This is a genomic window from Labrys sp. Lb11 (assembly GCF_057554225.1).
This window is the reverse complement of the sequence record NZ_BAAJOT010000005.1, coordinates 487,795-509,794: the sequence shown is the minus strand read 5'-3', so window position 1 is coordinate 509,794 and position 22,000 is coordinate 487,795. Positions and strand designations below refer to the sequence as shown.

At 67.2% G+C, this 22,000-nt stretch carries 21 protein-coding genes and 1 tRNA gene; 4 read left to right on the top strand and 18 right to left on the bottom strand.

Features of this window, described 5'->3' with window-relative positions; genetic code table 11:
- Positions 1-14 precede the first annotated feature (14 nt).
- The 16 genes from AC27L4_RS20980 to AC27L4_RS20905 form a co-directional block, all read right to left on the bottom strand.
- Positions 15-1,526 carry an NADH-quinone oxidoreductase subunit M gene (locus AC27L4_RS20980; protein WP_487144302.1) on the bottom strand — a complete coding sequence of 504 codons (1,512 nt, stop codon included), beginning with the start codon at positions 1,524-1,526 and terminating at the stop codon, positions 15-17.
- Positions 1,526-3,631, bottom strand: a complete 2,106-nt coding sequence (nuoL, locus tag AC27L4_RS20975; RefSeq protein WP_487144301.1) for an NADH-quinone oxidoreductase subunit L — start codon at positions 3,629-3,631, stop codon at positions 1,526-1,528. Before nuoL ends, AC27L4_RS20980 begins: the two co-directional genes overlap by 1 nt.
- Positions 3,632-3,635: 4 nt before the next feature.
- On the bottom strand, positions 3,636-3,944 hold the full coding sequence (gene nuoK, locus AC27L4_RS20970; RefSeq protein WP_487144300.1) for an NADH-quinone oxidoreductase subunit NuoK: 309 nt from the start codon (positions 3,942-3,944) through the stop codon (positions 3,636-3,638).
- 2 nt (positions 3,945-3,946) lie between these two features.
- The gene (locus AC27L4_RS20965) at positions 3,947-4,555 is read right to left on the bottom strand and encodes an NADH-quinone oxidoreductase subunit J (protein ID WP_487144299.1); all 609 of its coding nucleotides are present in this window, start codon (positions 4,553-4,555) and stop codon (positions 3,947-3,949) included.
- A 77-nt stretch (positions 4,556-4,632) separates the two neighbouring features.
- Positions 4,633-5,139 carry an NADH-quinone oxidoreductase subunit NuoI gene (gene nuoI, locus AC27L4_RS20960; protein ID WP_487144298.1) on the bottom strand — a complete coding sequence of 169 codons (507 nt, stop codon included), beginning with the start codon at positions 5,137-5,139 and terminating at the stop codon, positions 4,633-4,635.
- Entirely contained in the window at positions 5,136-6,185 is a 1,050-nt protein-coding gene (gene nuoH, locus AC27L4_RS20955; protein WP_487144297.1) for an NADH-quinone oxidoreductase subunit NuoH, read from the bottom strand. The genes nuoI and nuoH overlap by 4 nt, the downstream gene beginning before the upstream one ends.
- A gap of 10 nt (positions 6,186-6,195) precedes the next feature.
- Positions 6,196-8,259, bottom strand: coding sequence for an NADH-quinone oxidoreductase subunit NuoG (nuoG, locus tag AC27L4_RS20950; protein WP_487144296.1), 2,064 nt, complete (start codon positions 8,257-8,259; stop codon positions 6,196-6,198).
- A 174-nt stretch (positions 8,260-8,433) separates the two neighbouring features.
- A complete protein-coding gene (nuoF, locus tag AC27L4_RS20945) occupies positions 8,434-9,735 on the bottom strand; it encodes an NADH-quinone oxidoreductase subunit NuoF (RefSeq protein ID WP_487144295.1) in 1,302 nt (433 codons plus the stop codon).
- A 17-nt stretch (positions 9,736-9,752) separates the two neighbouring features.
- A complete protein-coding gene (nuoE, locus tag AC27L4_RS20940) occupies positions 9,753-10,463 on the bottom strand; it encodes an NADH-quinone oxidoreductase subunit NuoE (RefSeq protein WP_487144294.1) in 711 nt (236 codons plus the stop codon).
- A gap of 108 nt (positions 10,464-10,571) precedes the next feature.
- Entirely contained in the window at positions 10,572-11,756 is a 1,185-nt protein-coding gene (locus AC27L4_RS20935) for an NADH-quinone oxidoreductase subunit D (protein WP_487144293.1), read from the bottom strand.
- Positions 11,756-12,358: an NADH-quinone oxidoreductase subunit C gene (locus AC27L4_RS20930; RefSeq protein ID WP_487144292.1), complete on the bottom strand. Its 603-nt coding sequence runs from the start codon at positions 12,356-12,358 to the stop codon at positions 11,756-11,758. The genes AC27L4_RS20935 and AC27L4_RS20930 overlap by 1 nt, the downstream gene beginning before the upstream one ends.
- Before the next feature lie 41 nt (positions 12,359-12,399).
- Entirely contained in the window at positions 12,400-12,987 is a 588-nt protein-coding gene (locus tag AC27L4_RS20925; protein ID WP_487144291.1) for a NuoB/complex I 20 kDa subunit family protein, read from the bottom strand.
- Positions 12,978-13,343: an NADH-quinone oxidoreductase subunit A gene (locus AC27L4_RS20920; protein WP_487144290.1), complete on the bottom strand. Its 366-nt coding sequence runs from the start codon at positions 13,341-13,343 to the stop codon at positions 12,978-12,980. Before AC27L4_RS20920 ends, AC27L4_RS20925 begins: the two co-directional genes overlap by 10 nt.
- A 383-nt stretch (positions 13,344-13,726) precedes the next feature.
- Positions 13,727-13,803 (bottom strand) — tRNA-Asp (locus AC27L4_RS20915).
- Between the two features lie 77 nt (positions 13,804-13,880).
- On the bottom strand, positions 13,881-14,237 hold the full coding sequence (locus AC27L4_RS20910) for a hypothetical protein (protein ID WP_487144289.1): 357 nt from the start codon (positions 14,235-14,237) through the stop codon (positions 13,881-13,883).
- A 152-nt stretch (positions 14,238-14,389) separates the two neighbouring features.
- Positions 14,390-14,578 carry a hypothetical protein gene (locus AC27L4_RS20905; RefSeq protein WP_487144288.1) on the bottom strand — a complete coding sequence of 63 codons (189 nt, stop codon included), beginning with the start codon at positions 14,576-14,578 and terminating at the stop codon, positions 14,390-14,392.
- A 457-nt stretch (positions 14,579-15,035) separates the two neighbouring features.
- Here AC27L4_RS20905 and AC27L4_RS20900 point away from each other — a divergent pair, with 457 nt between their 5' ends.
- Positions 15,036-15,257: a hypothetical protein gene (locus tag AC27L4_RS20900; protein ID WP_487144287.1), complete on the top strand. Its 222-nt coding sequence runs from the start codon at positions 15,036-15,038 to the stop codon at positions 15,255-15,257.
- A gap of 12 nt (positions 15,258-15,269) precedes the next feature.
- On the opposite strand, the gene AC27L4_RS20895 is transcribed toward AC27L4_RS20900, so the two are convergent.
- A complete protein-coding gene (locus tag AC27L4_RS20895) occupies positions 15,270-16,781 on the bottom strand; it encodes an aldehyde dehydrogenase family protein (RefSeq protein WP_487144286.1) in 1,512 nt (503 codons plus the stop codon).
- A complete protein-coding gene (locus AC27L4_RS20890) occupies positions 16,778-17,884 on the bottom strand; it encodes a mandelate racemase/muconate lactonizing enzyme family protein (protein WP_487144285.1) in 1,107 nt (368 codons plus the stop codon). The genes AC27L4_RS20895 and AC27L4_RS20890 overlap by 4 nt, the downstream gene beginning before the upstream one ends.
- Positions 17,885-18,034: 150 nt before the next feature.
- Here AC27L4_RS20890 and pdxR point away from each other — a divergent pair, with 150 nt between their 5' ends.
- The 3 genes from pdxR (at position 18,035) to AC27L4_RS20875 (ending at position 21,996) form a co-directional block, all read left to right on the top strand.
- Positions 18,035-19,516, top strand: a complete 1,482-nt coding sequence (gene pdxR, locus AC27L4_RS20885; RefSeq protein ID WP_487144284.1) for a MocR-like pyridoxine biosynthesis transcription factor PdxR — start codon at positions 18,035-18,037, stop codon at positions 19,514-19,516.
- A 204-nt stretch (positions 19,517-19,720) separates the two neighbouring features.
- The gene (locus tag AC27L4_RS20880; protein WP_487144283.1) at positions 19,721-20,788 is read left to right on the top strand and encodes an extracellular solute-binding protein; all 1,068 of its coding nucleotides are present in this window, start codon (positions 19,721-19,723) and stop codon (positions 20,786-20,788) included.
- 98 nt (positions 20,789-20,886) lie between these two features.
- Positions 20,887-21,996 (top strand): ABC transporter ATP-binding protein, encoded by a 1,110-nt coding sequence (locus AC27L4_RS20875; protein WP_487144282.1) that lies wholly within the window; start codon positions 20,887-20,889, stop codon positions 21,994-21,996.
- Positions 21,997-22,000: the final 4 nt, after the last annotated feature.

Sequence of the window (22,000 nt, the reverse complement as noted above, 5' to 3'; positions counted from 1 at the left end):
TTGGCTTGGGTGCGCTAGTTGAGCGCCAGCGTGGCGGTCTTCGCCAGCGCCAGCGCCGCGTCATAGTTCTTGACCAGGGCCGCGACGGCCGCGTCGGTCAGGCCGAGGATCGGCTTGGGGTAGACGCCGAAATAGACCGTCAGCAGCACCAGCGGGGCCAGGATGGCGAATTCCCGCACGGTGAGGTCGGCGATGTGGGCCAGGCTCGGCTTCTCCAGCGCGCCGAACACGACACGGCGATAGAGCCAGAGCGCGTAGCAGGCCGACAGGATCACGCCGGACGTGGCGAAGAACGCCACCCAGGTGTTGGCGCGGAAGGCCCCCACCAGGGTCAGGAACTCGCCGACGAAGCCGGACGTGCCAGGCAAGCCGACATTGGCCATGGTGAAGACCATCAGCACCATCGCATACCAGGGCATGCGGTTGACCAGGCCGCCATAGGCGGCGATCTCTCGGGTGTGCATGCGGTCGTAGATCACGCCGACGCACAGGAACAGCGCGCCCGAGACGAGGCCGTGCGAGATCATCTGGAACATCGCGCCCTGCACGCCCTGCGCCGTCATGGTGAACAGGCCCATGGTGACGAAGCCCATATGGGCGACGGACGAATAGGCGATCAGCTTCTTCATGTCCTCCTGCATCATCGCCACCAGCGAGGTGTAGACGATGGCGACGACCGAGAGCGTGAACACCAGCGGCGCGAAATAGTGCGAGGCCTCCGGGAACATCGGCAGCGAGAAGCGGATGAAACCGTAGCCGCCCATCTTCAGCAGGATGCCGGCCAGGATCACCGAGCCAGCCGTCGGCGCCTCCACATGCGCGTCCGGCAGCCAGGTGTGCACCGGCCACATCGGCATCTTCACCGCGAACGAAGCGAAGAAGGCCAGCCACAGATAGGTCTGCATCTCGGCCGGGAACTTGAAGGTCAGCAGCGTGGCGATGTCCATCGTGCCGGCCTTCCAGTACATCGCCATCACGGCGATCAGCATCAGCACCGAGCCGAGCAGCGTGTAGAGGAAGAACTTGAAGCTGGCATAGATGCGCCGCTGGCCGCCCCAGATGCCGATGATCAGGAACATCGGGATCAGGCCGCCTTCGAAGAAGACGTAGAACAGCAGCAGGTCGGTGGCGCAGAACACGCCGACCATCAGCGTCTCCAGCACCAGGAACGCGATCATGTACTCGCGCACGCGGTACTGGATCGACCGCCAGCTCGCCAGGATGCAGAACGGCATCAGGAAGGTGGTGAGGATGACGAAGGGCAGCGAGATGCCGTCGACGCCGAGGCGGTAGCCGATCTGGCCGCCGAGCCAGCCGTGACTCTCGACGAACTGGAAGCTCGTGTTCGAGGAATCGAAGGCGAACAGCGGGAACAGCGACACGATGAAGGTCGCGATGGTCGTGTACAGCGCCGCCTGCCTGGCGTTGCGCTTCACCACCTCCTCGTCGCCGCGCGCGAAGAAGATCAGCGCGGCGCCGACCAGCGGCAGGAAGGTGGTGATGGAGAGAATCGGCCAGCTCGACATCAGTGCGGGCCCCCGAGCATGTACCAGGTGAACAGAGCCGCGACGCCGATCAGCATCGCAAAGGCATAGTGATAGAGGTAACCCGACTGCAACCTGACGACGCGGTTGGTGACGTCGATCACCCGGGCCGACACACCGTCCGGCCCGAGGCCGTCGATGGTCATGCCGTCGCCCTTCTTCCACAGGAAGGTGCCGAGCCGCATGGCCGGGCGGACGAACAGGAAGTCGTAGATCTCGTCGAAGTACCACTTGTTGAGCAGGAAGCGGTAGAGCACCGGGTTCTGCTCGGCCAGGGCGGCCGGGACGGTGGGCTGGCGGATATACATGTACCAGGCGGTGACGAAGCCGATCAGCATCATCACGAAGGGCGAGAGCTTCACCCACCACGGCACCTCGTGCATGGCGGTGAGGATATGGTTGTCCGGCCCGAGCACGATCGCCTCGCGCCAGAAGGTCTCCAGGCTCTCATGGCTGATGAAGCGGCCCTGGAACACCATGCCGGCGAGCACGGCGCCGACGGCGAGGGCCATCAGCGGGATGGTCATCACCCGCGGCGATTCATGCGCATGGGCGTAGGTGTGGGCGTCGGCCCGCGTCCGGCCATGGAAGGTCATGAACACCAGGCGCCAGGAATAGAAGGAGGTCATCAGCGCGGCGACCACCACGGCGAAGAAGGCGTAGATGGCGATGAAGCCGCCATGCTCGGCATAGCCGGCGAACGCCGCCTCGATGATCGCATCCTTCGAGTTGAACCCGGCAAAGCCGATGATGGTGAACGGGATGCCGACGCCGGTCAGGGCGAGCGTGCCGATGGTCATCATCCAGTAGGTCAGCGGGATCTTGGCGGCGAGGCCGCCCATCTTCCGCATGTCCTGCTCATGGTGCATGGCATGGATGACCGAGCCGGCGCCCAGGAACAGCAGCGCCTTGAAGAAGGCGTGGGTGAACAGGTGGAAGATGGCGACGTTGTAGGCGCCGACGCCCAGCGCCACGAACATGTAGCCGAGCTGCGAGCAGGTCGAATAGGCGATGACGCGCTTGATGTCGTTCTGCACCAGGCCGACCGTGGCGGCGAAGAACGCCGTCGTGGCGCCGATCAGCGTGACGAAGGCGAGCGCGGTCGGCGCCTGCTCGAACAGCGGCGACAGGCGCGCCACCATCACCACGCCGGCCGTGACCATGGTGGCGGCGTGGATCAGGGCCGACACCGGCGTCGGGCCTTCCATGGCGTCCGGGAGCCAGGTGTGCAGCAGGAACTGCGCCGACTTGCCCATGGCGCCCATGAACAGGAGGAAGCAGGCGACTTCCAGCGCCGGCAACTGGCGGCCGAGGAAGTTGATCGTGGTGGCGGCCTTCTCCGGCGCCGCGTGAAAGATGTCCTCGAAGCCGACCGAGCCGAAGATCACGAACACGGCGAAGATGCCGAGCGCGAAACCGAAATCGCCGACGCGGTTGACCACGAAGGCCTTGATCGCCGCGGCGTTGGCCGAGGGGCGCTTGTACCAGAAGCCGATCAGCAGGTAGCTCGCGAGGCCCACGCCTTCCCAGCCGAAGAACATCTGCACGAGGTTGTCGGCCGTCACCAGCATCAGCATGGCGAAGGTGAACAGCGACAGATAGGCGAAGAAGCGTGGCCGATGCGGATCCTCGGCCATGTAGCCGATCGAGTAGAGATGCACGAGTGCGGACACGCTCGTCACCACCACCAGCATCACCGCGGTGAGCGTGTCGACGCGCAGGGCCCACTCGGCCTTGAGGCCGGCGACCTGGATCCAGTCGAGCACCGGCGCCAGGGAGGCGTTGCCCCAGTAGCCGACGGAGAAGAAGGCGATCCACGACAGGAGGCAGGAGACGCCGAGCAGCGCCGTGGTGACGATCTCGCAGAACCGCATCTTGGTCGGCGTGTGCGGCGAGGGCTCGGCATGATGATGGTCGTCATGGCCATGCGCATCGTGCCCGTGGTCATGGGCGTGCGAGGCATGGGTGTCGTGCCCGTGGCCATGGGCATCCGCTGCGTCGGCAGGAGCAAGCTTGTGCGAGAGCATGCCGGCGATGCCGGCAATCAGGAAGCCGAGGAGCGGCAGGAAGACGATCGCGTTATACACGCCCTCAGCCCTTCATCATGTTGATGTCTTCGACCGCGATCGTGCCGCGGTTGCGGAAGAACGCCACGAGGATCGCCAGGCCGATCGCCGCCTCCGCGGCGGCGACGGTGAGCACGAGCAGCGTGAACACCTGGCCGACGATATCGCCGAGATGGGTGGAGAAGGCGACGAAGTTGATGTTCACCGAGAGCAGGATCAGTTCCACCGACATCAGGATGACGATGACGTTCTTGCGGTTGATGAAGATCCCGAGCACGCCGATGGTGAACAGGATCGCGGCGACCGCTAGATAATGGGAAAGCCCGATGGTCATGTTCAGACCCCCTGCCCCGACTGGACCTTGACCACTTCCATCGCCTGCGCCTTGGTGCGGGCCGATTGCGCGCCCGGGTTCTGGCGCTTGACGCCCGGCTTGTGCTGCAGGGTGAGCACGATGGCGCCGACCATCGCCACCAGCAGCACCAGGCCGGACGCCTGGAAGTAGAAGACATATTTGGTGTAGAGCACCTGGCCGAGCGCGACGGTGTTGGTGACCGAATGGTCGATCGGCACGTTCGGCTTGGCCAGGAGCTCCGGCGAGATCACCCAGGCGGTGACCACCAGCAGCAGCTCGGCCAGCACGATCACGCCGATCAGCGCCCCGACCGGCAGATATTGCAGGAAGCCCTGGCGCAGCTCGACGAAGTCGACGTCGAGCATCATCACCACGAACAGGAACAGCACCGCGACCGCGCCGACATAGACGACGATCAGGATCATCGCCAGGAACTCGGCGCCCATCAGCACGAACAGGCCGGCCGCGTTGACGAAGGTCAGGATCAGGTACAGCACCGAATGCACGGGATTGCGCGAGGCGATGACCATGAAGGCCGACGCCACGCCGATGAAGGCGAACAGGTAGAAGAAGACCCCCGCCAAATTCATGCTCAGACCCCTTTCGGCGCGCCGTCGGCGCCGCCTTTCCGGCTTCGTGTGCCGTTCTTCATCCTTGATACCCCGCCTTATCGGTAGGGCGCGTCCAAAGCGATGTTCTTGGCGATTTCCCGCTCCCAGCGATCGCCGTTCGAAAGCAGCCGCTCCTTGTCGTAGAACAGCTCCTCGCGCGTCTCGACCGCGAACTCGAAGTTCGGGCCCTCGACGATGGCATCGACGGGGCAGGCCTCCTGGCAAAAGCCGCAATAGATGCACTTCACCATGTCGATGTCGTAGCGCGTGGTGCGGCGCGTGCCGTCGTTGCGGCGCGGGCCGGCCTCGATGGTAATGGCCTGCGCCGGGCAGATCGCCTCGCACAGCTTGCAGGCGATGCAGCGCTCCTCGCCGTTGGGATAGCGGCGCAGGGCATGCTCGCCCCGGAAGCGCGGCGACAGCCTGCCCTTCTCGAACGGATAGTTCAGCGTCGCCTTCGGCTTGAAGAAGTAGCGCATCGACAACAGGAAGGCCGACACGAACTCCTTCAGGAACAGCGAGCGGGCGGCTTGCGCAAGGCCCGTACCAGCACCGGCACTCATGGCGCCCATCCCGTGATCTGCAGAACGCCCGCCACGATCACGACCATCGCGATCGACAGGGGCAGGAACACCTTCCAGCCAAGTCGCATCAGCTGGTCGTAGCGATAGCGCGGCACGAAGGCCTTCACCATCGCGAACATGAAAAAGACCAGCGACACCTTGACGACGAACCAGATCACGCCCGGCACCCAGGTGAAGGGCGGGAAGCCGAGCGGCGAGGTCCAGCCGCCGAGGAAGAGGATCGTCGTCAGCGCGCACATGGTCATGATCGCCACGTACTCGCCGAGCATGAACATCATATACGGCGTCGAGCCGTACTCGACCATGAAGCCGGCGACGAGCTCGGACTCCGCCTCCGCCAGATCGAAGGGCGGCCGGTTCGTCTCGGCCAGGGCCGAGATGAAGAAGATGATGAACATCGGGAACAGCGGCAGCCAGTACCAGTTCAGGAAGGTCAGCCAGGGCAGGCCGACCAGGCTGGCGAGGCCGCGCGTCTCCTGCGCCTCGACGATCGCGGTCAGGTTCAGCGAGCCGGCGCAAAGCAGCACGGTGATGATGACGAAGCCGATCGAGACTTCGTAGGACACCATCTGCGCCGCGGCGCGCAGGGCCGAGAGGAAGGGATATTTCGAGTTCGACGCCCAGCCGGCCATGATCGTGCCGTACACGCCGAGCGAGGAGATGGCGAAGATGTAGAGGATGCCGACGTTGATGTCGGCGATCGCCCAGCCCCGCGCCAGCGGCACCACCGCCCAGGCCGACAGCGCCAGCAGGCAGGTGACGAACGGCGCCAGCAGGAACACGCCCTTGTTGGCGCCGGAGGGGATCACCGGTTCCTTCAGCACGAACTTGAGGAGATCGGCGAAGGACTGGAACAGGCCCCAGGGGCCGACGACGTTGGGGCCGCGGCGCAGCTGGACCGCCGCCCAGATCTTGCGGTCGGCCAGCAGGATGTAGGCGACGAACAAGAGCAGGCCGACCAGCAGCACGACGCTCTGCAGGGCGATGATGATGAGCTGGAGCAGGAGATCGGTCCAGTTGGTCATGGCGCTCCCCCTACTCCGCGGCCAGCGGCAGCGCGCCGGAGGCGAGCGCCGAGCACTGCGCCATCACGGCGGAGGCGCGCGCGATCGGGTTGGTCAGATAGAAATCCGGCACGGCGGAGACGAAGCCGGCCTTGTCGACGACGCCACCGAGATCGGCCAGCGTCGAGATCGCCGCCGCATCGCCCGCGGCGATGCCGTCGATCTCCGCCAGGTGCGGGTGGGCCGCATAGAGGGCGGTGCGCAGGGCGCCGAGCGAGTCGAAGGGCAGCCGGGCGCCGAGCGCGTCGGAGAGGGCGCGCAGGATCGCCCAGTCCTCGCGGGCATCGCCCGGTGGGAAGGCGGCGCGATTGGCGAACTGAGCCCGCCCCTCGGTGTTGACATAGGTGCCGGTCTTCTCGGTGTAGGCCGCGCCTGGCAGGATCACGTCCGCGCGATGCGCGCCCCTGTCGCCATGCGTGCCCTGATAGACGACGAAGGCGCCGGGTGCGACCTCGATCTCGTCGGCACCGAGCAGGAACAGCACGTCGAGCGCCCCGGCCGCGGCCATGCCGGCGGCGTCGAGCCCGCCCTCGCCCGGCACGAAGCCGATGTCGAGGCCGCCGACCCGCGCCGCCGCGGTGTGCAGCACGGAGAAGCCGTTCCAGCCCTCCTTGACCGCACCGCCGGCGAGAGCCGCCTTGGCCGCCAGCGACAGCACCGCCGCGCCGTCGGGCCGGGCCAGAGCACCCTGGCCGATCAGCCAGAGCGGGTTCTGCAGGCCGGCGGCGAACTGGTCGGCGGCCGATGCCAGCGTCTCCGGCCCGGCGCCGAGATAGGCGTAGTCGTAGGTCAGGTCGGCGCGCTCGCCGATCAGTGCGACCTTGAAATTGCCCTTGAGCCAGCGCTTGCGGATGCGGGCGTTCAGCACCGGCGCTTCGCGGCGCGGATTGGCGCCGACGAGGATAATCCCGTCGGCCTTTTCGATGCCGGCGATGGTGGCGTTGAAAAGATAGGAGGCGCGTCCGAACTTCGGATCGAGCCGGGTGCCGTCCTGGCGGCAATCGAGATTGCGCGAGCCCAGGCGCGCGAGCAGCCCCTGGAGCGCGAACATGTCCTCGACGCTGGCAAGGTCCCCGGCGATGGCGCCGATCCGCTCTGGCTTGGCGGCCTTCACCCTGGCGGCGATCGCCGCGAAGGCCTCGGCCCAGGTCGCGGGCTTCAGGCGGCCGTCGACGCGCAGATAGGGCCGGTCGAGGCGCTGGGTGCGCAGGCCGTCCCAGATGAAGCGGGTCTTGTCGGAGATCCACTCCTCGTTCACCGCATCGTTGATGCGCGGCATGATGCGCATGACCTCGCGGCCGCGGGCGTCGACCCGGATGGCGGAGCCGACCGCGTCCATGACGTCGATCGACTCGGTCTTGCTCAGCTCCCAGGGACGGGCATGGAACTCATAGGGCTTCGAGGTCAGGGCACCGACCGGGCAGAGATCGATGACGTTGCCCTGCAGCTCCGAAGTCATCGCCCGTTCCAGATAGGTGGTGATCTCCATGTCCTCGCCGCGGCCGATGGCGCCGAGATCGGAGACCCCGGCGACCTCGGTGGTGAAGCGCACGCAGCGTGTGCAGTGAATGCACCGGTTCATCACGGTCTTGACCAGCGGGCCGATATACTTGTCCTCGACCGCGCGCTTGTTCTCGGCGTAGCGGTTCTTGTCCGCGCCGTAGGCCATGGCCTGGTCCTGCAGGTCGCACTCGCCGCCCTGGTCGCAGATCGGACAGTCCAGCGGATGGTTGATGAGCAGGAACTCCATCACCCCTTCGCGGGCCTTCTTGACCATCGGACTCCTGGTCAGCACCACCGGCGGCTCGCCGTTCGGGCCGGGACGCAGGTCACGCACCGCCATGGCGCAGGAGGCGGTCGGCTTGGGCGGACCGCCCTTCACCTCGACCAGGCACATGCGGCAATTGCCGGCGATGGACAGGCGATCGTGGAAGCAGAAGCGCGGGATCTCGGCACCCGCAGCTTCGCAGGCCTGGAGGAGCGTGTACTCCGCCGGAACCTCGATTTCCTGTCCGTCGACAATAAGCTTGGCCATGGAGAACCTTGCATTCCGACCGGGTTCGCACGGGCCTGCGGGACGCAGGCGCGAACCAGACTCTTTCTAAACTCGACTTCGCAAAATTCCGCGCAGCGATCAACTGTTGCAGCGCGAAATTACTCCCCCGGCCGGAGGGCGGGTTGGGACCCGCCAAAGGCCGGGGCGGCGTCGCTACTCCGCCGCCTGCAGCACCGGCTCGGAATGCGGATTGGCCGCATAGCGGTCGATCCGTTCCTCGATCTCGTGCCGGAAATGGGTGATCAGGCCCTGGATCGGCCAGGCCGCCGCATCGCCGAGCGCGCAGATCGTGTGTCCCTCGACCTGCTTGGTGACGTCGAGCAGCATGTCGATCTCGCGTTTCTGGGCGCGGCCCTCGGCCATGCGCGACAGGACACGCCACATCCAGCCCGTGCCCTCACGGCAAGGCGTGCACTGGCCGCAGCTCTCATGCTTGTAGAAATGCGCCAGCCTGGCGATGGTGGCGACCACGTCGGTGGACTTGTCCATGACGATCACCGCCGCGGTGCCCAGGCCCGAGCGCAGCTTCGACAGGCTGTCGAAGTCCATCGGCGTGTCGATGATCTGCTCGGCCGGCACCATGCGCACGGACGAGCCGCCGGGGATCACCGCCTTGAGGTTGTCCCAGCCGCCGCGGACGCCGCCGCAATGGCGGTCGATCAATTCGCGGAAGGGGATGCTCATCGCCTCTTCCACATTGCAGGGCTTGTTCACATGCCCGGAAATGCAGAACAGCTTGGTGCCGACATTGTTGGGGTTGCCGAACGAGGAGAACCAGGCGGCGCCGCGCCGCAGGATCGTGCCGGACACGGCGATCGACTCGACGTTGTTCACCGTGGTCGGGCAGCCATAGAGGCCCATGTTCGCCGGGAACGGCGGCTTCATCCGCGGCATGCCCTTCTTGCCCTCGAGGCTCTCGAGCAGGGCCGTCTCCTCGCCGCAGATATAGGCGCCGGCGCCGTGGTGGACATAGAGGTCGAAGTCGTAGCCGGTCTTGTTGTTCCTGCCGATCAGGCCGGCCTCATAGGCCTCGTCGACGGCGCGCTGCAGCGCCTCGCGCTCGCGCACATATTCGCCGCGGATGTAGATGTAGGCGGCGTGCGCGCCCATGGCGAAGGAGGCGATCATGCAGCCCTCGACCAGCAGATGCGGGTCGTTGCGCATGATCTCGCGGTCCTTGCAGGTGCCGGGCTCCGACTCGTCGGCGTTGACGACGAGATAATGCGGCCGCCCGTCCGACTGCTTGGGCATGAACGACCATTTCAGGCCGGTCGGGAAGCCGGCGCCGCCGCGCCCGCGCAGGCCCGAAGCCTTCATCTCGTTGACGATCCAGTCCCGGCCCATGGCCAGGATGTCCTTGGTGCCGTCCCAGGCGCCGCGCATCATCGCGGCCTTGAGGCCGGGCGACTGGAGGCCGTAGAGATTGGTGAAGATGCGGTCGCGGTCGGCTAGCATGATGCCTCGCCTCTCGATCAGGATTGGGGCTTGGGGGCCGGGGGCTGCGCCGCGGCGGCGGCCTTCTTGGCCGCCTCTTCCTCGAAGCGCTGCTTCCACGAGCCGACGACCGAGCCGTCATAGAGAGACGGGTCGGTCAATGTCTGGGCGCCACCTTCCGGCTCGGAGGTGACGCGGCCGATCTGCGAGCCGGTCTGCACCAGCCGCCCGGCCGCGAGGTCGTCGAGGAGCTTGCCCATGCTCTCGGGCGTGAGATCCTCGTAATAGTCATAGTTGATCTGCACCATCGGCGCGTTGCAGCAGGCGCCGAGGCACTCGACCTCCATCCACGAGAACTTGCCGTCGGCGGTGACGTGCCGCTCCTCGCCGATCCGATCCTGCAACACCTTCTTGATCGCCGCGGCGCCGCGCAGCTGGCACGAGGTGGTACCGCACATCTGCACGAAATACTGACCGACCGGCGCCAGGTTGAACATGGTGTAGAAGGTCGCGACTTCCAGCACGCGGATCTTGGCCATGCCGAGCCGCGCCGCAATCGCCTCGATCGCCGCCTGCGGCACCCAGCCGCCGGCCTGCTCCTGGGCACGCCACAACAGCGGGATCACCGCGGAGGCCTGGCGGCCCGGTGGGTACTTGGCGATTTCCTTGTCGATCCAGGCCTCGTTCTCCGCCGTGAAGGCGAAGGCGTCGGGCTGGAGTTCCTTGGGCGCGAGGCGACGGACGGACATGCGCTCAGACCTTTGGCTCGGGCGTTGCCGCCGGCCTCGCGCCGGCCATGCACGCAAACACGACGAAAGACGAAGAACGGGCGAACAGCCCCGGCATCGGTCGCATCCTCACCGGTCGACCTCGCCAAACACGATGTCGAGCGAGCCCAGGATCGCGGAGATATCGGCGAGCATGTAGCCCTTGCAGATGAAGTCCATCGCCTGGAGATGGGCGAAACCCGGGGCGCGGATCTTGCAGCGATAGGGCCGGTTGGTGCCGTCGGAAACGAGATAGACGCCGAACTCGCCCTTCGGCGCCTCGACGGCGGCATAGACCTCGCCCGCCGGCACGTGATAGCCCTCGGTGTAGAGCTTGAAATGGTGGATCAGCGCTTCCATCGAGCGCTTCATCTCGCCGCGCTTGGGCGGCACCACCTTGTTGTCGGCGTTGGAGACAGGCCCGGCGGTGGTGCGCAGCAGGGCCACGCACTGCTTCATGATCCGCACCGACTGGCGCATCTCCTCCATGCGGATGTGATAGCGGTCGTAGCAGTCGCCGTTCCTGCCGATCGGGATGTCGAAGTCGAGCTCGGCATAGCACTCGTAGGGCTGGGCCTTGCGCAGGTCCCAGGCCGCGCCCGAGCCGCGCACCATCACGCCCGAAAAACCCCAGGCCCAGGCATCGTCCAGCGACACCACGCCGATGTCGACATTGCGCTGCTTGAAGATGCGGTTGTCGGTGAGCAGGCCCTCCAGGTCGTCGCAGACCTTGAGGAAGGGATCGCAGAACGCCTCGATGTCGTCGATCAGCTCGGGCGGCAGGTCCTGGTGCACGCCGCCCGGGCGGAAATAGGCCGCATGCATGCGGCTGCCCGAGGCGCGCTCGTAGAAGATCATCAGCTTCTCGCGCTCCTCGAAGCCCCACAGCGGCGGGGTGAGGGCGCCGACGTCCATGGCCTGCGTCGTGACGTTGAGCAGGTGCGACAGGATGCGGCCGATCTCGCAATAGAGCACGCGGATCAGCTGGCCGCGCCTGGGCACCTCCAGCCCGAGCAGCCGCTCGATCGCCAGGCAGTAGGCGTGCTCCTGGTTCATCGGCGCGACATAGTCGAGCCGATCGAAATAGGGGATGGCCTGGTTGAAGGTCTTGGCCTCGATCAGCTTCTCGGTGCCGCGATGCAGCAGGCCGATATGCGGGTCGAGCCGCTCGACCACCTCGCCGTCGAGCTCGGTGATCAGGCGCAGCACGCCGTGGGCGGCCGGATGCTGCGGACCGAAATTGATGGAGAAGTTGCGGAGATTCTGGTCGCCCATCACGCTTTCGCCTTCTCGTCGCCCGGCAGCACGTAGTCCGTCCCTTCCCACGGAGACAGGAAGTCGAAGTTGCGGAACTCCTGGGTCAGCCGAACCGGCTGATAGACCACGCGCTTGACCTCGTCGTCCCAGCGCACCTCGACGAAACCGGTCATCGGGAAGTCCTTGCGCAGCGGATGGCCGTCGAAGCCGTAGTCGGTCAGCAGCCGGCGCATGTCGGGATGGCCGGTGAACAGGATGCCATAGAGGTCGTAGGCTTCGCGCTCGAACCAGAGCGCGCCGGGGAAGATGCCGACGCAGGAGGCAACCGGCGTCGCCTCGTCGGTCTCGATCTTGACGCGGATGCGCAGGTTCTTCTTCGGCGACAGCAGGTGATAGACCACGTCGAAGCGCTTCTCGCGCACGGGGTAGTCGGCGCCGCACGCGTCGATGAAGCTGACGAAGCGGCACTCCGGGTCGTCGCGCAGGAAGGCCAGCACGTCGAGGATGCGCGAAGCCTGCACCGTCACGGTCAGCTCGCCATAGGCGAGCGAGACGTCCGTCACCGCGCTCGGCAATGCGGAGCGCACGTGATCGCCGATCTGTTTGAGCGCCTCAGTCATGCGTCAGTCCAAGAATTCGAGGAACGTCCGGCCTTGCCGTCCTACCGCTCGATCGTGCCGGTGCGGCGGATCTTCTTCTGCAGGAGCAGGACGCCGTAGAGCAGCGCCTCGGCCGTGGGCGGGCAGCCCGGCACGTAGATGTCGACGGGGACGATGCGGTCGCAGCCGCGCACCACCGCATAGGAATAGTGGTAGTAGCCCCCGCCATTGGCGCAGGAGCCCATGGAGATGACGTAGCGCGGCTCCGGCATCTGGTCGTAGACCTTGCGCAGCGCCGGAGCCATCTTGTTGGTCAGCGTGCCGGCGACGATCATCACGTCGGACTGGCGCGGCGAGGCGCGCGGCGCGAAGCCGAAGCGCTCGACGTCGTAGCGCGGCATCGAGACCTGCATCATCTCGACCGCGCAGCAGGCGAGGCCGAAGGTCATCCACATCAGCGAGCCGGTGCGGGCCCAGTTGACGAGGTCGTCGGTGGCGGTGACCAGGAAGCCCTTGTCGGCGAGCTCGTTGTTGATCTCGACGAAGAAGGGATCATTGGCGCCGACCGGCTTGCCCGTCGACGGGTCGATGATGCCCTTGGGCGCCGGCGCCATCATGGTCCGGCCGGGAGCGTCCGCGATCAATCCCATTCCAGGGCCCCCTTCTTCCACTCGTAGACAAAGCCGATGGTCAGAACGGCCAGGAACACCATCATCGACCAGAAGCCGAACAGGCCGACCTCCTTGAAGGTGATCGCCCAGGGAAACAGGAATGCGACCTCGAGGTCGAAGATGATGAAGAGGATCGACACGAGGTAGAATCGCACGTCGAATTTCATGCGGGCGTCGTCGAAGGCGTTGAAGCCGCATTCATAGGCCGACAGCTTCTCCGGATCCGGGCGCTGGTAGGCGACGATGAAGGGCACCACCAGGAGCGCGACGCCGATGACGGCCGACACCCCGATGAAGATGACGAGCGGCAGATAGCTGGCGAGGAGTTCGTTCATCGACTCTGACCTTGGCATACCGGAGCTCCGATGCCGTGCCGCGAGGGGCCCGGCGCCGGGGCGATCAAGCCTTTGGCGCGAGCGGGCGCCCACGCCTGACTTGAACCATTCCAGCTTCGAGGGAGGCTTAGACCAGCGCCTTCGCAGGTGCAAGAAGGAAGCGGCGGCCCCCGCCAGGAATTCCCGGCCGCACCGCGGCGCATCGACGGCAAATGCCGCGAATCCCGGCCGGTCGGCGGGCCTGCGGCCGAGAGGCCCTATGGCACCACGGCATTCGCTGCCGTCATGCCCGGCATGACCGGAACGCACGGGCGAACGGGGAGCGGATAGCAAAAAGGCCAGCCCGAGGGCTGGCCTTTTTGCTATCCGCCGGAAAGGCGGAATGGCGAGAGAGACGGGACTTGAACCCGCGACCTTCGGCGTGACAGGCCGACGCTCTAACCAACTGAGCTACTCCCCCGCGCGGGCCGATGAACGTTCCGTCGTCGGCGGTGCGGGCTGATTACGGCCCGGCCGCGAGGGTGTCAAGCGCAAAGCTCACTGCAATGTCCACTTCTCGACGCCGATCTTGTCCTTGCCGAAAAATGTCCACACCCCTTCCCAGCCGGCGCCCTTGCGCGCGAAGGCGGCAATGCCCGGCGATCCGCCGCCGGCATTGTAGCCGACGGCCAGGAAATCGTCGTTTCCGATGCCCGTTCCGGTGAAGGTCTGGTCGCCGATCGTCCATATCACCTTGAAGGCGTCGCCGTTCTTGGTGACCTCGACGGTCCCCTTGTAGGCCCCGTCTCCACCGGGGTTGGCCCCCTCAACGGCATATTCGCCGGAAGGATCCGCCCAGGCTGCCGTGGCGGTCAGGGCAACGAACAGGGCAGCAGCGGCAAGTCGATGTTTCATGGGCGTTTTTCCCTCTTCCCTCCCCTATGGTGAGGCCGCCCCGGAAAGCGGTCAATCGCCCGCTTGGTAGAAGAATCGAGAAAAATGCAACTTATGATTTACAGAATCGGCCAGGCACCGAATCGGGTCGACCCTCTCCGGGAACCGAACGGCTATCCCCTGCCCCGCACGCTGTCATAGGCCCGCACCGGCCAGGCCGCGGCCACAGGCAGCTCGTCCACCACGGCTGCGACCAGCCGCGAGGCCGGCACGCTGTCCCATTGGGCGCGGATGATCGGCGCGACCTGGACGGTCACGCCGACGGCATAGACGAACATCAGAAAAGACAGGAGCCTGCGCATGTCATCCCTCCATCGGCGATGACGGGATTCCACAACGGCCCGGCCGAGCGCTCCGTGCCGAACGGCACGAGGCGGATTCGGGGGCGGCCGCAGGAGCGGCGGCCAGGAATCGGCAGGGACGTGGGAAACTGACCCGCGAACCCCGCAAGCCCTCTGCTTTCGAACGCGATGCCCGGCGCGCACCGCGGCCGCGCTCTCGCCCGAAGCATCGCGAACCGACCCGGCCGGCTCGCGGGTCAGGCTTCGTGGCTTGCCGCCATGCAGCCGGATGGGGAGCGCGTACGGGACTTGCGAAGACCCCCGCCGCCGCAGCTTGCCCCTTGCGCGCCGACGGAGCGGGCGGATCGTGTCCATCGCCGAAAAGAGCCGACAAAAACACGATATTCGGCCCAATTTGGAACGAAATTGGAGATCAACTCGTTGGTCAACGACAATGAACGACCCGAGCGAGGGTCAAATGCTCACCGCCCTGATTCTGATTGCCCCGATCGCGCTCTTCATAGCGCTGCAATTCGCCATCACCCCGCTGGACCGCCATCTCAGCATCCGGCTGTGGCGAGGCGCGCGCATGGCGCAATGGCGGGCCGGACGGGTCCCGCCCGTCGGTGCGGGGCGGCCTGCCGCCGCCCGGCCTGCGCGCCTGGCGACGCGGCGAGCCGCGAATCTGCGGCCGCACTGACCGGCGGCCGGGTCAGCCGGCCCGGTCGTCGGCGATCCGGGCGGCAATGCTCTTGAGCCGGCAATAGTTGCGCAGCCCTTCCAGTCCCTTCTCCCGGCCGAAGCCGGACTTGCGGTTGCCGCCGAAGGGCACTTCGACGCCCCCGGCGAAATATTCGTTGATGTAGACCTGTCCCGCGTCGAGATCGCGCGCCAGGCGGTGCGCCCGGCCGAAATCGCCGGTGTATATCCCCGCGACCAACCCGTACGACGTGCCGTTGGCGAGAGCCAGCGCCTCCTCGTCGCCGTCGAAGGCCTGGACGGTGAGGACCGGACCGAAGACCTCCTCCTGCACGATCGCATCATCCGCCGCCGGCGGCTCGACCACGGTGGGCGCATAGAACCAGCCCTGCCCGAGGGCGCCGCCTTCGACGACGAAGCCGCCGGCGTGCAGCCGGGCTCCGCGCCGGCCGGCGGCCTCGACCATGGCCTCGATGCGCCGGAGCTGCTGCGGGGAGTTGACCGGTCCCATGCCCGGATTCGTCAGGCCATGGCCGAGGGTGAGCGCGTTGACCCGTCCGAGCAGGCGTTCGACGAAGGCGTCGCGGATGCGCCGCTCAACGAGCAGGCGCGAGCCGGCCGAGCAGATCTGGCCGGCATTCTCGTAGATCGCCTCCATGACGCCGGCGAGGGCCCGCTCCATGTCGCAGTCGTCGAAGACCAACAGCGGCGACTTGCCGCCGAGCTCGAGCACGACCTGGGTGACGTTGCCGGCCGCAGCCTGCATCACGCCGATGCCGGTGGCGACCGAACCGGTGAAGGTGACATGCTCGATGCCGGGATGGCCGACCAGCGGCGCCCCTGCCCCGGCGCCGGTCCCGGTGACGACGTTGCACACGCCATCGGGCAGCCCGGCCTGGCGCAACAGATCCGCCAGCATCAGCGCGGTGAACGGCGTCTGCTCGGCAGGCTTGGCCACCACCGCGCAGCCGGCGGCCAAGGCCGGCGCGAGACCGCGGGCGATGGTGGAGATCGGATAGTTCCAGGGGATGATATGGGCGGTGACGCCGACCGGCTCGTGCACGGTCATCCCGACATGGTCGCGGCCGAGGGGGATGGTATCGCCCTGCAGCTTGTCGCAGGCGCCGGCATAATAGTCGAAGGTGCGGGCCGCGCCGTTGACGTCGCCGAGCGCCTCCACCAGCCGCTTGCCGGAATCCAGGCTCTCCACCACCGCCAGGCGGGCCGCATTCCGGCGGATCAGTCCGGCCGTGCGCTGCAGGATGCGGCCGCGCTCGGCGGCCTTCAGATCGCGCCAGGCGCCGCGCAGGGCGCGCCGCGCCGTGTCGACGGCGGCGTCGACATCGGCGGTCGTGCCCGCGGCAAAGCTGGCGAAGGCCCTGCCGCGGCCGGGATCGAAGCTCTCGATGCGCTCGCCCGAGATCGGAGGGCAGAAGCGGCCGTCGATGAAATGGCCGTCGGGGAGGCCGGCGAGCGTGCCCGTCTCCAGGGCCTCGGTCACCAACGCATCGAGTTCCCCGTTCATGCCGGCATCTCCGTCACCTCGCGGCGGGCTCGCGCCAGCCAGTCCGGATGGACATCGACGCCCCAGCCCGGTTCCTCCGGGATCCGTACCTTCCCGTCGTGGACGACCAGCGGATTGGCCAGCACGCCCTGCTCCCAGGGATAGTAGTCGGCGCCCTCGATCGAGAATTCGACATAGGGGCCGGCATTCTCCAGCGCGCCCATGATGTGCAGGGTGAAAGCCGTCACCATGGTCTGATTGGCCGAGTGCGGCGTCACCGGCAGGCCGGCGGCCTTGGCCATGGCCGCGACCTTGAGAAAGCGGCAGACGCCGCCGACATAGCAGACATCCGGCTGCACCACGTCGACCGCGCGCATGCCGATCATGTGCTTCCAGAGCGTCAGGTCGCAGTCCTGCTCTCCGCCGGTGACGTCGAGCGCCAGCGCCTCCGTCACCTCACGCGTCCACTCATGCTCCCAGTAGGGGCACGGCTCCTCGTAATGGCAGACGCCATGGTCCTCCAGCATGCGGCCGACCTCGATCGCCTTGGCCGGCGAATAGGCGCTGTTGGCGTCGACCAGAAGCCGCGCGCCGTCGCCGAGGCTCCTGCGCACCAGCGGCACGATGGCGTCGGTGCGACCGGGCCACTCGTCGATGTCGTGGCCGCATTCGCGGCCGATCCGGAACTTGAAGGCGGTGTAGCCGAAGGCGTCGCGCAACCGGACCAGCCGCTCCGCCTCCGCCTTGGGCGTGACCTCGCCGCGCTTCATGCTGGAGGCGTAGACCGGGAAAGGCCGCGGCACGCCGCCGAGCAGCTCGCAGACGCTTCTGCCCTCCAGCTTGCCGCGAAGGTCCCACAGGGCCGTGTCGAGGCCGGTCAGGGCGCGGAAGAGATAGGAGCCGGGATATTTGTGCTCGCGCTCGGGTATGAGCGTGACGAGGCCTTCGATGTCGAGGGCGTCCGCCCCGACCGCCCAGCGCGCCACCTGGCGGTGGAAGACCTGGCAGGTGATGTCGGCATTGTAGGGCGAGACCTGGCCCCAGCCCTGGCTGCCGTCCTCGGTCGTGACGCGGACGAAGCCGACGAATTCATCGCAAAAGGTTTCGAGCCGCTTGATCTTCATGGGAACCGGGACCGCTGATGCCGCAAACGAAGCCATGGCAGGAACGTGCCACGACCAGTTGCACAGTTCCATCCGAAGTGGTCTGCCTCTAAGGTCCATTCTGAACCAACAGGCAGGCCATTGAGATCGGGCCGGGGCGGAGGGGCAGCCATGGTGAAGCGGGCCGGCGGCGCGCTGCTGCAATCGATCACGATCGACCATGGCTCGACGCGCACGATCGGGCTGCAGCTCTGCTCGGCGCTGCGCAACCTGATCCTCGGCGGCGGGCTCGGGGCCGGCGAGCGCCTGCCGGCTTCGCGGACCCTGGCCAAGGACCTCGGCATCGCCCGCACCACCGTGGTCGAGGCCTTCGAGCAGCTGGCGGCCGAAGGGCTGCTCGAATCGCGCGTCGGCGCCGGCACCTTCGTCAGCGAGGCCCTGAACGCCGACCGCCCGGCGGCGACCGCCGCGGTGAAGCCGGCGGAGGCGGCGCAGGACACCCGCCTCGCCCAGCTCATGGCGGCCGCGGCGGATCGCTTCGCCCACCGCCTGGCGCACGAGCCGCGCGCCTTCACCACGGCGATGCCGGCCTTCGACGCCTTCCCGATGGCGCAATGGTCGCGCATCGCCGCCAAGCACTGGCGCGGCCAGCGCCATCTCGTGCTCGGCTATCCCGAGCCGCAGGGCTACCGGCCGCTGCGACAGGCCATATCGGCACATCTGCGAGCCAACCGCGGCATCGCCTGCGACTGGGAGCAGATCTTCATCGTCGCCGGAGCGCAACAGGCCTTCCAGTTGATCGCCAGCACCCTGGTCGACCCGGGCGACCGGATCTGGTTCGAGGACCCCGGCGCCATCGGGGCGCGCAACAGCTTCCTGGTGCACGGCGCCGACATCGTGCCGGTGCCGGTGGACGATGACGGCCTGATGGTCGGTCGCGGGCTCGAGCTCAGCCCGATCTTCAAGCTCGCCTTCGTCACGCCGTCGCACCAGCAGCCGCTCGGCTCCAAGATGAGCCTGGAGCGGCGATTCGCCCTGCTCAGCGCCGCCGACGCGGCGCGGGGCTGGGTGATCGAGGACGATTGGGACGGCGAGTTCTGCTTTCATGGCCGACCGCTGCCGACGCTGAAGGGCGTGGATGCCACCGGGCGGGTCATCTATGTCGGCACCTTCTCCAAGTCGCTGTTCCCGGCGCTGCGGCTCGGCTTCTTCCTGGCGCCGCCGGCGATGGTGCGGACCTTCGAGACCAGCCTGGAAGCCTATTCGCCGGGCGTTCCGACCAGCCTGCAGGCCGTGCTCTCCGACTTCATCGCCGAAGGCCATTTCGCCGCGCATATCCGGCGCATGCGCAAGATCTACGCCGAGCGCCACGAGGCCCTGCTCGAGGCCGGCGAACGCTGGCTCGCGCCCTGGCTCGACATCGTCCCAACCGGCACCGGACTGCATACGGTCGGCTGGCTGAGGCCGGGCCTCGACGCCGCCGCCGTGTCCGAGGCCGCGGCGGCACACCGCCTGACCGTGGCCGCCCTCAGCCGCTTCTGCCTGGAACCGCTGGGGCGCCAGGGCCTCGTGCTCGGCTTCGGCGGCATACCGCCGGCGCGGATCGAGGCCGGCGCCCGGGTGCTGGCCGACGTGCTCGCGGGGATAGCGTAGCACATCGCCCGGGCGCGGCGGCGTCCGCAAAATTGGCCTCCCGCTTTCTCCAGAATGGACCTCCCCGCCAGACCATTACGGCCATAGCGTCGATGTGGAGTGGCTGGGCCGACTGTCCTTGCTGGCGCCGGTCCGCGCTTCGGGACCTCTCCCGGGACTGGTTCGGCCAGCACCTCCCGCACGACAGAACACGGAGAGGAACGAATGATCGGCATCAAGAAGACCCTCGCGGCGCTCGCTGCCACGGCGGCCATCGCGCTGGCGACGCCGGCGACGGCCGAGACCCTGCGCATCCTGACCTGGGGCGGCTACGCCCCCGACGCCGTCGTGAAGAAATTCAAGGACGAGACCGGCATCGACGTGGAGGTCACGGTCTCCAACAACGAGGACATCATCTCCAAGCTGCGCGCCACCGGCGGCGCCGGCTTCGACCTCGCCCAGCCCAGCCAGGACCGCATCACCGGCCCGCAGTCCGAGTACGGCATCTACAAGCCGCTCGACCTCGGCAAGATCGAGACGGCCAAGTTCATCCCCGAGCTTCTGGCAGCCTCGGAGAAGAACACCACCGTCGATGGCAAGGTCTACGGCGTCGCCCATCTATGGGGAACGTCCGGACTGGTGGTCGACCGCAAGGCGGCCCCGGACATCAAGGGGTTCGCCGAGCTGTGCAGCGACGCCCACAAGGGCAAGATCTCGATGCGCCTGAAGCGCCCTGCCCTGCTCGGCATGGCCTTCGCCCTCGGCGACGACCCCTTCGCCGCCTATGGCGACAAGGACAAGTACCAGGCGATCATCGACAAGGCCGGCCAGAAGCTGGCGGACTGCAAGGCCAACGTCAAAGCCTACTGGTCCGGCGCCGACGACCTGATGAACATGCTGCGGTCCGGCGAGGTCGTGGCATCGGAAGCCTGGGACTCCACCGGCTTCAAGCTCAATCCGGAGAATCCCGACATCGCCTTCGTCGCTCCCTCCGCCGGCGCGCTCGGCTGGATCGACACCTTCGCCCTGCCGGCCAAGGGCAAGGCCGACGAAGCGGCCTACAAGTGGATCAACTTCGTCATGCGCCCGGAAATCGCGGCGATGATCGTCGAATCCTCGGGCAGCTTTTCCGCCGCCAAGGGCTCGGACGAGTTGGTCTCGGCCGGGCTGCGCAAGGCGTACAAGGAGTCCTTCCCACCGGAGGTGATCGCAAATATCAAATGGTTCCCGGCCATTCCCGCCGGCATCGAGGACATGGAAGGCAAGATCCTCGACCGGATCGCCGCCCAATAGCCTTGCAGGCAACCAGACGGGGAGCGGGGCCAGCCCCGTTCCCTTCCATCGGCCCGGCGGCGGCGCCTGTCGCGTCCCGCCTCTTGCAGCGGTTGTCCATGACGTTCGATCTCGAATGCCGAGAACTGGTCAAGGCCTATGGCAGCTTCCGGGCTGTCGACGGCGTCTCCATGCAGATCCCGCCCGGCAGCTTCTTCTCGATCCTCGGTCCCTCGGGCTGCGGCAAGACCACGGCGCTGCGCCTCGTCGCCGGATTCGGCCAGCCGACCTCGGGCGACATCCTGATCAAGGGCCGCTCGGTGCTGGACACGCCGCCGAACAAGCGCCCGGTCAACATGGTGTTCCAGCACCTCGCCCTGTTCCCGATGATGAGCGTGGCCGAGAACATCGCCTACGGCCTGCGCCGGCGCGGCATGGCGCGCGAGGACATAAGCCGGCGCGTCGCCGACATCCTGGCGCGCGTCGACCTGCCGCATGCCGGTTCCAAGCGCATCGACGAATTGTCCGGCGGCCAGAAGCAGCGCATCGCCATCGCCCGCTGCATGGTGCTCGATCCGGCCGTGCTGCTGCTCGACGAACCGCTCGGCGCGCTCGACCTCAAGCTGCGCGAGCACATGAAGGTCGAGCTCAAGCAGCTCCAGGCCCAATTCGGCACCACCTTCGTCTACATCACCCACGACCAGTCGGAAGCGCTGGTGATGTCGGACCAGATGGCGGTGATGAACGGCGGCCGCTTCGAGCAGGTCGGCACACCGCAGCAGCTCTATTTCCACCCGGCAACGGCCTTCGTCGCCAGCTTCGTCGGCGACGCCAACCGCTGGCGCGGCCGCGTCGCCTGGGCGAGCGGCAGGGACGTCAAGGTCGAGACACCGGCCGGCCTGGTGCTGCACGCCGCCTGCGAAGGCGGCGCCCTGTCGCCTGGCGATCCCGTCGAGGTGTTCGTGCGGCCGGAAGCGATCGCCATCGCCGCGGCGGACGCGCCGGGGACGACGGAGAGCGCCAACCAGATCGACGGCCAGGTCGAGAGCTTCCTGTTCAACGGCGCCATGAGCCGGGCACTGGTGCGGGCCGGGCCGGCGGCGACCGGCGGCGATCCCGTCGCAGTCGCGCTGGCCCAGGGGCCCGGCGACAATGCCCTGCTCCAGGGCAGCCGCGTCAGGCTCCGCTTCGCTGCGGACAAGTGCCTGTGCTTCCGCGCCGCCGCCTGAGGGA

What these genes read in the sequence shown, in the direction of transcription:
- AC27L4_RS20980 (WP_487144302.1), bottom strand. Translation starts at nt 1,526, where the DNA reads ATGTCGAGCTGGCCGATTCTCTCCATCACCACCTTCCTGCCGCTGGTC.
- nuoK (WP_487144300.1), bottom strand. Translation starts at nt 3,944, where the DNA reads ATGACCATCGGGCTTTCCCATTATCTAGCGGTCGCCGCGATCCTGTTC.
- AC27L4_RS20965 (WP_487144299.1), bottom strand. Translation starts at nt 4,555, where the DNA reads ATGAATTTGGCGGGGGTCTTCTTCTACCTGTTCGCCTTCATCGGCGTG.
- nuoI (WP_487144298.1), bottom strand. Translation starts at nt 5,139, where the DNA reads ATGAGTGCCGGTGCTGGTACGGGCCTTGCGCAAGCCGCCCGCTCGCTG.
- nuoH (WP_487144297.1), bottom strand. Translation starts at nt 6,185, where the DNA reads ATGACCAACTGGACCGATCTCCTGCTCCAGCTCATCATCATCGCCCTG.
- nuoG (WP_487144296.1), bottom strand. Translation starts at nt 8,259, where the DNA reads ATGGCCAAGCTTATTGTCGACGGACAGGAAATCGAGGTTCCGGCGGAG.
- nuoF (WP_487144295.1), bottom strand. Translation starts at nt 9,735, where the DNA reads ATGCTAGCCGACCGCGACCGCATCTTCACCAATCTCTACGGCCTCCAG.
- nuoE (WP_487144294.1), bottom strand. Translation starts at nt 10,463, where the DNA reads ATGTCCGTCCGTCGCCTCGCGCCCAAGGAACTCCAGCCCGACGCCTTC.
- AC27L4_RS20935 (WP_487144293.1), bottom strand. Translation starts at nt 11,756, where the DNA reads ATGGGCGACCAGAATCTCCGCAACTTCTCCATCAATTTCGGTCCGCAG.
- AC27L4_RS20930 (WP_487144292.1), bottom strand. Translation starts at nt 12,358, where the DNA reads ATGACTGAGGCGCTCAAACAGATCGGCGATCACGTGCGCTCCGCATTG.
- AC27L4_RS20925 (WP_487144291.1), bottom strand. Translation starts at nt 12,987, where the DNA reads ATGGGATTGATCGCGGACGCTCCCGGCCGGACCATGATGGCGCCGGCG.
- AC27L4_RS20920 (WP_487144290.1), bottom strand. Translation starts at nt 13,343, where the DNA reads ATGAACGAACTCCTCGCCAGCTATCTGCCGCTCGTCATCTTCATCGGG.
- AC27L4_RS20910 (WP_487144289.1), bottom strand. Translation starts at nt 14,237, where the DNA reads ATGAAACATCGACTTGCCGCTGCTGCCCTGTTCGTTGCCCTGACCGCC.
- AC27L4_RS20905 (WP_487144288.1), bottom strand. Translation starts at nt 14,578, where the DNA reads ATGCGCAGGCTCCTGTCTTTTCTGATGTTCGTCTATGCCGTCGGCGTG.
- AC27L4_RS20900 (WP_487144287.1), top strand. Translation starts at nt 15,036, where the DNA reads ATGCTCACCGCCCTGATTCTGATTGCCCCGATCGCGCTCTTCATAGCG.
- AC27L4_RS20895 (WP_487144286.1), bottom strand. Translation starts at nt 16,781, where the DNA reads ATGAACGGGGAACTCGATGCGTTGGTGACCGAGGCCCTGGAGACGGGC.
- AC27L4_RS20890 (WP_487144285.1), bottom strand. Translation starts at nt 17,884, where the DNA reads ATGAAGATCAAGCGGCTCGAAACCTTTTGCGATGAATTCGTCGGCTTC.
- pdxR (WP_487144284.1), top strand. Translation starts at nt 18,035, where the DNA reads ATGGTGAAGCGGGCCGGCGGCGCGCTGCTGCAATCGATCACGATCGAC.
- AC27L4_RS20880 (WP_487144283.1), top strand. Translation starts at nt 19,721, where the DNA reads ATGATCGGCATCAAGAAGACCCTCGCGGCGCTCGCTGCCACGGCGGCC.
- AC27L4_RS20875 (WP_487144282.1), top strand. Translation starts at nt 20,887, where the DNA reads ATGACGTTCGATCTCGAATGCCGAGAACTGGTCAAGGCCTATGGCAGC.